12 protein-coding genes are annotated in these 12,529 nt (G+C 50.2%); 10 read left to right on the top strand and 2 right to left on the bottom strand.

The window, feature by feature from the left end:
• Positions 1 to 14: 14 nt before the first annotated feature.
• The gene (garP, locus tag O6D90_RS02950) at positions 15 to 1,349 is read right to left on the bottom strand and encodes a galactarate/glucarate/glycerate transporter GarP (RefSeq protein WP_003024898.1); all 1,335 of its coding nucleotides are present in this window, start codon (positions 1,347 to 1,349) and stop codon (positions 15 to 17) included.
• Positions 1,350 to 1,752: 403 nt separating this feature from the next.
• Between garP and garD the strand changes: the two genes are divergently transcribed.
• Positions 1,753 to 3,324: a galactarate dehydratase gene (gene garD, locus O6D90_RS02945; RefSeq protein WP_016157547.1), complete on the top strand. Its 1,572-nt coding sequence runs from the start codon at positions 1,753 to 1,755 to the stop codon at positions 3,322 to 3,324.
• Between the two features lie 59 nt (positions 3,325 to 3,383).
• Here the strand turns inward: garD and O6D90_RS02940 are convergent, their stop codons facing one another.
• The gene (locus tag O6D90_RS02940; protein ID WP_016157548.1) at positions 3,384 to 4,193 is read right to left on the bottom strand and encodes a DeoR family transcriptional regulator; all 810 of its coding nucleotides are present in this window, start codon (positions 4,191 to 4,193) and stop codon (positions 3,384 to 3,386) included.
• Positions 4,194 to 4,460: 267 nt separating this feature from the next.
• Here O6D90_RS02940 and kbaZ point away from each other — a divergent pair, with 267 nt between their 5' ends.
• From kbaZ to agaB, 9 genes are all read left to right on the top strand, one after another.
• Positions 4,461 to 5,738, top strand: a complete 1,278-nt coding sequence (kbaZ, locus tag O6D90_RS02935) for a tagatose-bisphosphate aldolase subunit KbaZ (protein WP_032931839.1) — start codon at positions 4,461 to 4,463, stop codon at positions 5,736 to 5,738.
• Between the two features lie 19 nt (positions 5,739 to 5,757).
• Positions 5,758 to 6,231, top strand: a complete 474-nt coding sequence (agaV, locus tag O6D90_RS02930) for a PTS N-acetylgalactosamine transporter subunit IIB (RefSeq protein ID WP_016157550.1) — start codon at positions 5,758 to 5,760, stop codon at positions 6,229 to 6,231.
• A gap of 10 nt (positions 6,232 to 6,241) precedes the next feature.
• Positions 6,242 to 7,021: a PTS N-acetylgalactosamine transporter subunit IIC gene (gene agaW / locus O6D90_RS02925; protein WP_016157551.1), complete on the top strand. Its 780-nt coding sequence runs from the start codon at positions 6,242 to 6,244 to the stop codon at positions 7,019 to 7,021.
• On the top strand, positions 7,011 to 7,889 hold the full coding sequence (agaE, locus tag O6D90_RS02920) for a PTS N-acetylgalactosamine transporter subunit IID (RefSeq protein ID WP_003024929.1): 879 nt from the start codon (positions 7,011 to 7,013) through the stop codon (positions 7,887 to 7,889). Before agaW ends, agaE begins: the two co-directional genes overlap by 11 nt.
• A gap of 16 nt (positions 7,890 to 7,905) precedes the next feature.
• On the top strand, positions 7,906 to 8,340 hold the full coding sequence (gene agaF, locus O6D90_RS02915) for a PTS galactosamine/N-acetylgalactosamine transporter subunit IIA (protein ID WP_016157552.1): 435 nt from the start codon (positions 7,906 to 7,908) through the stop codon (positions 8,338 to 8,340).
• A complete protein-coding gene (nagA, locus tag O6D90_RS02910; protein ID WP_016157553.1) occupies positions 8,337 to 9,470 on the top strand; it encodes an N-acetylglucosamine-6-phosphate deacetylase in 1,134 nt (377 codons plus the stop codon). Before agaF ends, nagA begins: the two co-directional genes overlap by 4 nt.
• Positions 9,471 to 9,771: 301 nt before the next feature.
• Positions 9,772 to 10,926 (top strand): AgaS family sugar isomerase, encoded by a 1,155-nt coding sequence (locus tag O6D90_RS02905; RefSeq protein WP_016157554.1) that lies wholly within the window; start codon positions 9,772 to 9,774, stop codon positions 10,924 to 10,926.
• Positions 10,927 to 10,938: 12 nt separating this feature from the next.
• Positions 10,939 to 11,814, top strand: coding sequence for a tagatose-bisphosphate aldolase subunit KbaY (gene kbaY, locus O6D90_RS02900; protein ID WP_016157555.1), 876 nt, complete (start codon positions 10,939 to 10,941; stop codon positions 11,812 to 11,814).
• Positions 11,815 to 11,999: 185 nt separating this feature from the next.
• The gene (gene agaB, locus O6D90_RS02895; protein WP_016157556.1) at positions 12,000 to 12,476 is read left to right on the top strand and encodes a PTS galactosamine transporter subunit IIB; all 477 of its coding nucleotides are present in this window, start codon (positions 12,000 to 12,002) and stop codon (positions 12,474 to 12,476) included.
• The last annotated feature ends 53 nt before the right edge of the window (positions 12,477 to 12,529 follow it).

Raw genomic sequence — 12,529 nt, 5'->3', positions numbered from 1 at the left:
GCTTACACCTTTGTTTATTTCTGCAATTCCATACGTTTAATGTCACCGACAATAAACAGGTAGCAAACCATTGCCATCAGCGCCGAGCACCCTACAAACATCAGCGCAGCATTAAATGAGTGCAGCTCGCTCACCAGATACCCAATCACCAGCGGGGTGACGATGGAAGCCACATTGCCAAATACGTTAAATACCCCACCGCACAGACCGACAATCTCTTTCGGCGCAGTATCGGAAATCACCGGCCACCCCAGCGCTCCGAAGCCTTTACCGAAGAACGCCAGCGCCATCAGTGCCACCACCAAGGTGGTGTTATCGGTGTAGTTACACAGAATAATGGTCGAGGCGAGCAGCATTCCGAGCACAATCGGCAGCTTACGTGCCAGAGTGATGCTGAAGCCACGTTTAATCAGATAATCAGAGAACACGCCGCCGAGTACGCCACCGGCAAATCCGCACAGCGCAGGAATCGAAGCCACCAGGCCCACTTTCAGGATCGACATGCCTTTTTCCTGTACCAGGTAAATCGGGAACCAGGTGAGGAAAAACCAGGTAATTGTGTTGATAAAATACTGTCCGAAGAACACGCCGAGCATCATACGGTTAGTGAGCAACTGCTTGATATAATGCAATTTAGGACCGCCTGACTTCACATCACCCGGCTTTTTATGGTCCATATCCACGACCGCGCCGTTTTCAGAGATAAACTTCAGCTCTTCTTGCGACATACGCGGGTGATCGGTTGGGTTATGAATAAACTTTACCCACAGTCCGGTGAGCACAAAACCAATCACGCCCATCACGGTAAAGACGTGTTCCCAGCCCCAGGCGAAGGTCAGCCAGCCCAGCAGCGGCGAAAACAGCGCCAGAGAGAAATACTGTGCGGAATTAAAAATTGCGGACGCCGTACCGCGCTCTTTCGTCGGGAACCAGGCCGCCACGATACGGGCATTCGCCGGGAAGGACGGCGCTTCCGAGAAGCCCAGCATAAAGCGCATGATGAACATTGAAATACCAGCCCAGGCCAGCGGGAACATGTCTACAAAGCCCTGCAGGAAGGTAAACAGCGACCAGAAGAACAGGCTGTAGGTATAGACTTTCTTTGAACCGAACTTATCCAGCAGCCAGCCGCCGGGGATTTGCATTAACAGGTAAGCCCAGCCGAAAGCGGAGAAAATGTACCCCATTGAGATGGCACTGAGCTGTAACTCTTTCGCCACTTCCGTGCCGGCAATTGACAGCGTTGCACGGTCCGCATAGTTAACGGCTGTAACGATAAATATTATCAGCAATATTAAGTAACGGGTGTGCGTGCCTTTCTTTTTCTCGACAACTGTATCCAGAATCATTCTAATTACCTCGGGTACATTAAATTTTTATTATTATTGGGTAGATATTCCTGGTGATAAATTACTGATAATAAGAACGCATAATAATTTATCAGACGCTATGAAACCGTGATTTAGTATAATCAGCAGCGCAACGTTAATCATTGTGCAAGCGCTCATTAAACATGCGTTATTAAAATAATGTTTTGGGCATATGCACACATACATGGGCGCTAATGCACACATTTACGTATTGCTACCCCTGGTGGGGCGGCCTTGCTGAGTTTAAGTGATCATCATCACATTCTTGGCGATAAACTCCTGACATTCTTATTTCACGATACCGAATCTTTATTACTTATAATTAGATTCAAAATATAAATATCCACACTATTATCACCACCTTGTTGGAGAATACTGGACAATGGCCGACATCGAAATCAGACAAGAATCGCCAACGGCGTTTTATATTAAAGTTCACGAAACAGATAATGTGGCGATAATTGTCAATGACAATGGTCTGAAAGCTGGGACGCGTTTTCCAGACGGACTGGAACTCATTGAACATATTCCTCAGGGACATAAAGTGGCGCTCCTGGATATTCCTGTTCGCGGCGAAATCGTGCGTTATGGCGAAGTGATAGGCTATGCCGTTCGCGATATCCCTCGCGGCAGTTGGATTGATGAATCAATGGTTGAGCTACCCAAGGCCCCGCCGCTGGAGACGCTGCCGCTGGCAACCAAAGTGCCAGAGCCGCTGCCGCCTCTTGAGGGTTACACCTTCGAAGGTTATCGCAATGCGGACGGTAGTGTCGGCACCAAGAATCTGCTCGGTATTTCCACCAGTGTGCACTGCGTGGCGGGCGTGGTGGATTATGTGGTGAAAATCATTGAGCACAATCTGCTGCCCAAATACCCGAACGTTGACGGCGTGGTCGGACTCAATCATCTGTACGGCTGCGGCGTGGCGATTAATGCCCCAGCCGCCATCGTGCCGATTCGTACCATTCACAATATTGCGCTAAACCCGAACTTTGGCGGTGAAGTGATGGTCATTGGCCTCGGCTGCGAAAAACTGCAGCCAGAGCGCCTGCTGGAAGGCACGCACGATGTGAAAAGTATTCCGGTCGACAGCGCCAGCATCGTCAGCCTGCAGGATGAAAAACACGTTGGCTTTCAATCGATGGTTGCCGATATTTTGCAGGTGGCCGAACGCCATCTGGCAAAACTCAATCAACGCCAGCGTGAAACCTGCCCGGCGTCAGAACTGGTGGTCGGCATGCAGTGCGGCGGCAGTGATGCGTTTTCAGGCGTGACGGCCAACCCGGCGGTCGGTTATGCCTCCGACCTGTTAGTACGCTGCGGCGCCACTGTAATGTTCTCTGAGGTTACCGAAGTGCGCGATGCCATCCATCTTCTGACCCCACGTGCGATTAACGAAGAAGTAGGTAAACGCCTGCTTGAAGAGATGGCCTGGTACGATAACTACCTTGATATGGGCAAAACGGATCGCAGCGCCAACCCTTCTCCAGGCAACAAGAAAGGCGGTCTGGCAAACGTGGTGGAAAAAGCGCTGGGTTCTATTGCCAAGTCTGGCAAGAGCGCGATTGTCGAAGTCTTGTCGCCGGGTCAACGCCCAACCAAACGCGGCCTGATTTACGCGGCTACACCCGCCAGTGATTTTGTCTGCGGTACGCAGCAGGTCGCTTCCGGGATCACCGTGCAGGTGTTCACCACCGGTCGCGGTACGCCGTACGGCCTGATGGCCGTGCCGGTGATAAAAATGGCGACCCGTACCGAGCTGGCCAACCGTTGGTTTGACCTGATGGACATCAACGCAGGCACCATCGCCACCGGCGAAGAAACCATTGAAGACGTGGGTCTGAAACTGTTCGAGTTTATTCTCGACGTCGCCAGCGGGCGTAAGAAAACCTTCTCGGATCAATGGGGACTGCATAACCAACTGGCGGTGTTTAACCCGGCGCCAGTGACCTGATTCCTGAAAGCTAAATTCGATTACAGGTCGGGGAGTTCGCAAACTTCCCGACTTTTTTATCAGATACTCACCAGAACAACCTCAATCCCATGTTTACGTAAACCTTCCAGACTATCCTCTGGAATACCTTCATCAACAATAATCATATCAATCCGCTGGGTATCAATGATCTTATGCAGGCTGGAGCGGTTAAACTTCGTCGAGTCAGTAACGACAATGATACGCTCAGCCACTTCACACATCCGACGGTTGAGACGCGCTTCATCTTCGTTGTGTGTGCTAACACCACGCTCTAAATCGATGGCATCAACGCCAAGAAACAGCATGTCGAAGTGATAATTTTGTAGCGATTGCTCTGCCTGATCGCCATAAAATGATTGCGACTGACGACGCAAATGGCCGCCGGTCATCAGCAGCTCAACCCCTTCGGCTTCCAGTAACGCATTGGCGACATTCATACCGTTAGTCATAGCAATGACGTTGGTTTGCTGGCGCATCAGGCGGGCAATTTCATACGTCGTGGTACCGGAGTCGAGAATCACGCGGTGCCCCGGTTTGATCAACTCCGCGGCGGCTCTGGCAATACTGCGTTTTACCGCCGTATTGAGTGAGCTCTTATCTTCAACAGAAGGCTCCACAACAAGCGCATTGCTTTCGCAAATCAGTGCTCCACCATAGGCGCGTACCGCAATCCCCTGTTTTTCCAGAAAGGCGAGGTCGTTACGAATAGTGACCGTGGAGACGCCAAAAAATAAAGAAAGATCGTTAACCTGAACGCTTCCCTGCTGCCGTAATCGCTGGATGATCTGCTCACGTCTTTCGCTAGTGCCGATAACGCGCTTGTCTGCAGAGGACTCGGTGTTACTCATATGAAATCCTTTAGTTGAATCTTTCGTTTTATTTCGTTTTGTCTATTAACGCCTTTCTTTTACGTGAATGCAAGCCCCGTAAACGGGTAAGAGCCAGACAGACTTACGCTGAAACCTTTCATTGCGTTTCTTTTGTGAAACAGATCGGAAAACCATTATCTTTCGTTTTATTTTTATACCACCATGATGCAGTATTAAATGAAACAAAACGAAAGAATGATGTCGCAGTTATCTGACCTGGAGAGGAAAGTGAAACATCTAACTAAAATGGTCGAGCAGCATAAATGGGGGAAGGCAAACGGGATTTATGCCGTTTGTTCCGCACATCCAATCGTACTGGAAGCCGCAATACGCTACGCCCATGCCAATCATACACCGCTGTTGATCGAAGCAACCTCTAATCAGGTTGACCAGTTTGGCGGCTATACGGGGATGACTCCAGCCGATTTTCGCAGTTTTGTCTGCCGTTTAGCCGACTCGCTTAATTTTTCTCAGGATATGCTGATTTTCGGCGGGGACCATCTTGGGCCAAACCGTTGGCAAAATCTGCCAGCAGAAGAGGCAATGGCCAACGCTGACGATCTGATCAAGAGTTATGTCGCCGCAGGCTTTAAAAAGATCCACCTCGATTGCAGCATGTCGTGTACTAACGACCCGGTTCCCCTGACTGATGAAATCGTCGCCGAGCGCGCCGCACGCCTGGCAAAAGTAGCCGAAGAAACCTGTATGGCACATTTTGGTGAGTCTGACCTGGTCTATGTGATCGGCACAGAAGTTCCGGTTCCTGGTGGCGCTCACGAAGCGTTAACCGAACTGGCGGTAACAACGCCGGATGCCGCACGTGCAACGTTACAGGCCCATTATCACGCCTTTGAAAAGCGCGGGCTGGAAGGTATCTGGCCGCGTATTATCGCCCTGGTGGTACAACCTGGCGTTGAATTCGACCACACACACATCATTGATTATCAACCGCAGAAAGCCGTGGCACTCAGCAAAATGGTGGAAGACTACGACACGCTGGTTTTTGAAGCGCATTCTACCGATTACCAAACGCCACAGTCCTTGCGCCAACTGGTGATAGATCACTTCGCCATTCTGAAAGTGGGACCCGCGCTGACATTCGCCCTGCGCGAAGCACTGTTTTCGTTAGCCGCTATTGAAGAAGAATTGCTGCCAGCAAAAGCCAGTTCAGGCCTGCGACATGTGCTGGAAAGCGTGATGCTTGATCGACCAGAATACTGGCAGAGCCACTATCACGGCGATGGCAACGCGCGCCGTTTGGCCCGCGGTTATAGCTACTCCGATCGGGTTCGTTACTACTGGCCGGACAACCAGATTGATGAAGCATTCGAACGTCTGGTGCGTAATCTGGCGGATGACCCCATTCCACTGCCGCTAATTAGCCAGTATTTACCCTTGCAGTACGTAAAAGTGCGCGGGGGAGATCTCAGCGCCACACCGCGAGAACTCATCATTAACCATATTCAGGACATACTGCAGCAATATCACTGCGCCTGCCTGGGTGCTCCAGATCGTAACGAATAACAAAAAAGAGAAAAATACCATGCCAAACATTGTATTAAGTCGCATTGATGAACGTCTGATTCACGGTCAGGTTGGTGTGCAATGGGTCGGATTTGCGGGGGCAAATCTGGTGCTGGTCGCTAACGATGAAGTGGCTGAAGACCCAGTACAGCAAAACCTGATGGAAATGGTACTGGCAGAAGGGATCGCCGTACGCTTCTGGTCACTACAAAAAGTGATCGACAATATTCACCGTGCCGCCGATCGCCAGAAAATTCTGCTGGTTTGCAAATCGCCTGCGGATTTCTTCCGTCTGGTTGAAGGCGGTGTTCCTGTTAACCGTATCAACGTTGGCAATATGCACTATGCCAACGGCAAGCAACAAATCGCCAAAACGGTTTCTGTAGACGCTGCCGATATTACGGCGTTCAACGGGCTAAAAGCCGCTGGGGTGGAGTGCTTCGTTCAGGGCGTTCCAACAGAAGCCGCCCAGGACCTCTATAAACTTCTCTGAGGTATTCACAATGGAAATTAGTCTGTTGCAGGCTTTTGCGTTGGGTATTCTCGCCTTTATTGCAGGCCTGGATATGTTCAACGGGTTAACGCACATGCACCGCCCGGTTGTTCTCGGGCCGCTGGTCGGCCTGATTCTGGGCGATCTGCATACCGGTATTTTGACAGGTGGTACGCTGGAACTGGTGTGGATGGGCCTGGCCCCGCTGGCTGGAGCTCAGCCACCAAACGTGATTATCGGCACTATCGTGGGAACCACGTTTGCCATAACGACAGGAGTAAAACCCGAAGTTGCCGTAGGAGTGGCGGTACCGTTCGCCGTAGCGGTACAGATGGGGATTACCTTCCTGTTCTCTGTGATGTCAGGGGTGATGGCTCGGTGCGATCGCATGGCAGCAAATGCCTATACCGCAGGAATTGAGCGGGTCAACTATTTGGCGTTGCTGGCGCTGGGGACCTTCTATTTTTTATGCGCGTTCCTGCCGATTTACTTTGGTGCGGAACATGCCAAAACCGCTATAGATGTTCTGCCGACTCGTCTGATTGACGGCCTCGGCGTGGCAGGCGGCATCATGCCAGCTATCGGCTTCGCCGTACTGCTGAAAATCATGATGAAAAACGTCTATATCCCCTACTTCATCCTGGGTTTTGTAGCCGCAGCCTGGCTCAAACTCCCTGTGCTGGCGATCGCAGCAGCAGCACTGGCAATGGCGCTGATCGATTTTCTGCGTAAATCACCTGAACCTACAGCTCCCGCAGCACAAAAAGAGGAATTCGAAGATGGCATCTAATCAAACGGCTCTGCCGAACGTTTCCGAAACCGAAGAAACGCTGCTGTCCGGCACCAATGAAAACGTCTACGAAGACCAGAATATCGGTGCCGAGCTGACGAAAAAAGATATCAACCGTGTTGCCTGGCGTTCAATGTTATTACAAGCCTCTTTTAACTACGAACGTATGCAGGCATCAGGATGGTTGTACGGCCTGTTACCTGCACTGAAAAAGATCCATACCAACAAGCGCGATCTGGCGCGTTCGATGAAAGGCCATATGGGCTTCTTCAACACGCACCCGTTCCTGGTCACGTTTGTTATCGGGATTATCCTTGCGATGGAACGCTCCAAGCAGGATGTAAACAGTATTCAAAGCACCAAGATTGCCGTAGGCGCTCCACTTGGCGGTATCGGTGATGCCATGTTCTGGTTAACGTTATTGCCTATTTGCGGTGGTATCGGGGCCAGTCTGGCGCTGCAAGGTTCTATTCTTGGCGCAGTTGTCTTTATTGTTATGTTTAACGTGGTTCATCTTGGTCTGCGCTTTGGGCTAGCACACTATGCTTATCGAATGGGCGTTGCTGCCATCCCGCTAATTAAAGCTAACACCAAAAAGGTTGGACATGCTGCATCCATCGTTGGGATGACGGTGATCGGCGCGCTGGTAGCGACCTATGTTCGCCTGAGCACTACGCTGGAAATTACTGCTGGCGACGCGGTTGTGAAACTGCAAACAGACGTTATAGACAAATTGATGCCAGCATTTTTACCGCTGGTCTACACATTGACTATGTTCTGGCTGGTCCGGCGTGGCTGGAGTCCTCTTCGTCTTATCGCCATTACCGTGGTGCTTGGCGTCGTAGGTAAGTTCTGTCACTTCCTGTAAATATAAGGGGTTGTAGATGTTAGGTATTATTTTGACGGGCCATGGCGGGTTTGCCAGCGGAATGGAAAAAGCGATGAAACAGATTTTGGGTGAACAGACTCAGTTCATCGCCATCGACTTTCCGGAAACCTCAACCACGGCCTTACTCACCTCGCAACTTGAACAGGCAGTGAGTGAACTGGATGCTCAGCAAGACATCGTGTTTCTAACAGACCTGTTGGGCGGGACGCCATTTCGCGTAGCTTCCACACTGGCCATGCAAAGGCAAGGTACTGAAGTGATCACCGGTACCAATCTACAACTGCTACTGGAGATGGTGCTGGAGCGCGACGGCCTGAGCAGCGAAGCGTTTCGTGTGCAGGCGTTGGAGTGCGGACACAGGGGTTTAACCAGTCTGGTGGACGAGCTGGGACGCTGTCGCGAGGAAAACCCCGTTGAGGAAGGGATATGACAAAGCGATTGCGCGCCAGGCGTCTACTAACCGAACAGGGATGGCTGGATGATCATCAATTACATATTAAAGACGGTATCATTGCAGCAATAGAGCCAATCCCATCCGGTGTTATGGAGCGCGACGCTGAACTGCTTTGTCCAGCTTACATTGATACCCACGTACACGGTGGTGCGGGCGTCGATGTTATGGATGAGGCACCGGATACGCTCGACAAACTGGCGATGCACAAGGCGCGTGAAGGGGTAGCCAACTGGCTACCCACTACCGTCACCGCTCCACTACCGGATATTCACAATGCGCTGGAGCGTATTGCCCGTCGCTACCATTGCGGCGGGCCTGGCGCACAGGTGCTGGGCAGTTATCTTGAAGGCCCATATTTTACGCCGCAGAACAAAGGGGCGCACCCGCCTGAGCTTTTCAGGGAACTGGAGCTCAGTGAACTGGCTGAACTGATTACGGTTTCCCAGCACACATTGCGCGTCGTTGCGCTGGCACCAGAAAAAACTGGCGCATTGCAGGCTATCGAATATCTGAAGCGGCGCAACGTCCGAGTGATGCTGGGCCACAGCGCAGCCAACTGGGAACAAACCCGCGCGGCCTTTGATGCAGGTGCTGACGGATTAGTTCACTGCTATAACGGTATGACTGGCTTACATCACCGGGAGCCCGGTATGGTTGGCGCAGGGTTAACCGACCCTCGCGCCTGGCTGGAGCTTATCGCTGACGGACACCATGTCCACCCGGCGGCCATGAAGCTGTGCTGCTGTTGCGCGAAAGAGAGACTGGTGCTGATCACAGATGCCATGCAGGCAGCAGGAATGCCTGACGGGCGCTATTCGCTCTGCGGTGAGCAAGTGGAAATGCGCAGCGGAATTGTGCGTACCACGTCCGGTGGCCTGGCTGGCAGCACGCTCTCGGTTGATGCAGCCGTACGAAATATGATCGAGTTCACCGGGATAACGGCAGAAGAGGCAATTCATATGGCCTCTCTCCACCCTGCACGTCTGTTGGGAATCGATCGCCAACTGGGATCGTTAGCAGTGGGTAAACGTGCCGACGCGATCGCGCTTAATAGCGGGCTGCATTTACAACAGATCTGGATTCAGGGTCAGGCTCTCCCCCTTTGACCTTTCATTTTGTCTTGTGTTGGCCTGCGATCCTTGATCGCAAGGCCTTTCTTTTCCTTTCGCTTAAGGAAATACTCAACCACCTTACAACAACTCTTATCTTTATAGATCAATAAGATAATTACATCCCTCGCTCTCACGATCACAATTTTCGTTTTATTTCATTTCATCTTATTGACCTTTCGATTTCTTTTCTATAGATTTTAATTAATAGATTATATGAGCAAGTGAAACGAAACGAAAGATAGCGATATTTTCGCCAGCGTCTTATGTGGATTTTACAAGACTAAGGACTTAAGTTATGCCAGAAACCTATACCCCTGTTACTGCGGTAACGGGCACCTGGACCGAAGAAGAGATCCGTCAACAACCTGCCAGTTGGATCCGTTCTCTCACCAATATCGACAATATTCGATCCGCCATTGATAGCTTTCTTGCGCCATTGTTGCGCAAAAACGATCTGCGGATCGTACTAACCGGGGCCGGGACCTCAGCATTCATTGGCGACATCATCGCCCCGTGGCTGGCAAGCTACACCGGAAAAAACATCACTGCCGTTCCGACCACTGACCTGGTCACCAATCCGATGGATTATCTGAATCCCGCACATCCACTGCTGCTAGTTTCTTTCGCTCGCTCAGGTAACAGCCCAGAAAGCGTTGCTGCAGTAGAACTGGCTAATCAGTTTGTATCTGAGTGTTATCACCTGCCAATCACCTGTAACGAAGCTGGTTGCCTGTATCAAAACGCAGTCGCAAGCGACAATGCCTTTGCTCTGTTAATGCCCGCAGAGACACATGACCGTGGTTTTGCCATGACCAGCAGCATTACCACCATGATGGCCAGTTGCCTGGCAGTATTCGCCCCAGAGAAAATCAATAGTCAGACCTTCCGCGACGTAGCCGATCGGTGCCAGGCGATCCTGACTTCACTGGGCGATTTCAGCGACGGTGTGTTCGGCAATGATCCGTGGAAACGGATCGTCTACCTTGGTAGCGGTGGATTACAGGGAGCTGCGCGTGAATCGGCACTGAAAGTTCTGGAACTGACTGCGGGTAAACTGGCTGCATTTTATGATTCCCCGACCGGCTTTCGTCACGGTCCAAAGTCGCTGGTTGATAACGAAACGCTGGTAGTGGTTTTTGTTTCCAGCCACCCCTATACACGTCAGTACGATCTCGATCTATTGGCAGAGTTACGCCGCGATCGTCAGGCGCTACGAGTTGTCGCAATTGCCGCACAAACCCATGAAGTGATTGAAGCTGGCCCACATATTCTGCTGCCGCCAGCACGCTCTTTCATTGATATGGAATTAGCGTTCTGCTTCCTGATTTACGCCCAGGTCTTTGCTTTGACGCAATCCATTAACATCGGCAATACACCGGATACGCCTTCTGCCAGCGGCACTGTGAACCGCGTTGTACAGGGCGTTGTTATTCATCCCTGGAACGCCTAAAAGGATCGTTATATGAGCATTATTTCCACAAAATATCTCCTGCTGGATGCACAAAAAAAAGGCTACGCCGTACCCGCCTTCAACATTCACAACGCCGAGACGATCCAGGCGATCCTTGAAGTATGCAATGAAATGCGATCGCCCGTGATCCTCGCCGGAACCCCAGGTACCTTTAAGCATATTGCACTGGAAGAGATCTATGCACTATGCAGCGCTTATTCCACCAGCTACGACATGCCGCTGGCGTTACATCTCGATCATCATGAGTCTCTGGACGATATTCGCCGCAAAGTAAATGCAGGAGTACGCAGCGCAATGATCGACGGCAGCCATTTCCCGTTTGAAGAAAACGTGAAGCTGGTGAAATCCGTCGTAGATTTTTGCCATGCCAAAGATTGCAGCGTCGAAGCAGAGTTAGGTCGCCTCGGCGGTGTTGAAGATGACATGAGCGTGGATGCCGAAAGCGCCTTCCTCACCGATCCACAAGAAGCCAAACAGTTTGTTGAGCGTACCGGCGTAGACAGCCTTGCAGTCGCCATTGGTACGGCTCACGGCCTCTACACCAAAACGCCTAAAATCGATTTCCAACGGCTGGGTGAAATTCGTGAAGTAGTCGACGTTCCACTGGTACTACATGGCGCAAGCGATGTCCCTGACGAATACGTCCGCCGCACGATCGAACTTGGTGTGTGCAAAGTTAACGTTGCTACCGAGCTGAAGATTGCCTTTGCCGATGCAGTCAAAGCGTGGTTTGCGGAAAATCCACAAGGTAATGATCCCCGTTATTATATGCGGGTCGGTATGGATGCGATGAAAGAAGTGGTGCGTAGCAAAATTAATGTATGCGGCTCAGCAAACAAATTGATGGCTGTCCGCGAATTATCGTGACCATCGTTATATTTCTTTTTTATTCTTGAGTGCTATCTGCATAATGTCTTTTAGCACTCATTATTCGAATAATAGAGATATATAGCGTTTAAATTACGCTGAATAAATTCACAAACTTGATACTGCAATAATAATATATTTCAATAATCTATGTAATTCAATCTTTTTATGGTGAGGATTAAAATATGAGTGGTCCAAAAATTCTGTTAACCCGCATTGATAACCGATTAGTACATGGACAGGTTGGTGTCACATGGACATCCACAATTGGTGCTAACTTGTTGGTCGTTATTGATGATGACGTTGCTCAAGATGAGATTCAGCAGAAATTAATGAGCATCACTGCTGAAACTTACGGTTTTGGCATCCGCTTTTTTTCCATAGATAAAACCATAAACGTTATCGGTAAGGCCGCACCACATCAGAAAATTTTTCTTATTTGTCGGACGCCACAAACAGTAAGAAGATTGCTCGAAGGAGGTATTCAACTGAACGATGTCAATGTGGGTAACATGCATTTCTCTGAAGGCAAAAAACAGATAAGCAGCAAAGTTTACGTTAATGAACAAGATCTTGATGACCTGCATTTTATAAAAAAACAGGGTGTTCATATTTTTATTCAGGATGTCCCTGGAGATCAAAAAGAACAGATTCCTGATTAAAAGGCTAAACAACTTTTTCATAATAAAAGGATTTATTTTCTTGAGGTGATATA

This window comes from Citrobacter sp. 21OH12SH02A-Citro (assembly GCF_027919895.1).
GTDB lineage: Bacteria > Pseudomonadota > Gammaproteobacteria > Enterobacterales > Enterobacteriaceae > Citrobacter > Citrobacter braakii.
Note: the sequence above shows the minus strand (reverse complement) of the source record. Positions and strands in the feature narration are given on the sequence as shown.

Bases quoted from the DNA above. Each gene is read 5' to 3' on its own strand.
- kbaZ (WP_032931839.1), top strand. From the start codon at position 4,461: ATGGTCGAGCAGCATAAATGGGGGAAGGCAAACGGGATTTATGCCGTT.
- agaW (WP_016157551.1), top strand. From the start codon at position 6,242: ATGGAAATTAGTCTGTTGCAGGCTTTTGCGTTGGGTATTCTCGCCTTT.
- O6D90_RS02905 (WP_016157554.1), top strand. From the start codon at position 9,772: ATGCCAGAAACCTATACCCCTGTTACTGCGGTAACGGGCACCTGGACC.
- nagA (WP_016157553.1), top strand. From the start codon at position 8,337: ATGACAAAGCGATTGCGCGCCAGGCGTCTACTAACCGAACAGGGATGG.
- agaB (WP_016157556.1), top strand. From the start codon at position 12,000: ATGAGTGGTCCAAAAATTCTGTTAACCCGCATTGATAACCGATTAGTA.
- garP (WP_003024898.1), bottom strand. From the start codon at position 1,349: ATGATTCTGGATACAGTTGTCGAGAAAAAGAAAGGCACGCACACCCGT.
- kbaY (WP_016157555.1), top strand. From the start codon at position 10,939: ATGAGCATTATTTCCACAAAATATCTCCTGCTGGATGCACAAAAAAAA.
- O6D90_RS02940 (WP_016157548.1), bottom strand. From the start codon at position 4,193: ATGAGTAACACCGAGTCCTCTGCAGACAAGCGCGTTATCGGCACTAGC.
- agaF (WP_016157552.1), top strand. From the start codon at position 7,906: ATGTTAGGTATTATTTTGACGGGCCATGGCGGGTTTGCCAGCGGAATG.
- garD (WP_016157547.1), top strand. From the start codon at position 1,753: ATGGCCGACATCGAAATCAGACAAGAATCGCCAACGGCGTTTTATATT.
- agaE (WP_003024929.1), top strand. From the start codon at position 7,011: ATGGCATCTAATCAAACGGCTCTGCCGAACGTTTCCGAAACCGAAGAA.
- agaV (WP_016157550.1), top strand. From the start codon at position 5,758: ATGCCAAACATTGTATTAAGTCGCATTGATGAACGTCTGATTCACGGT.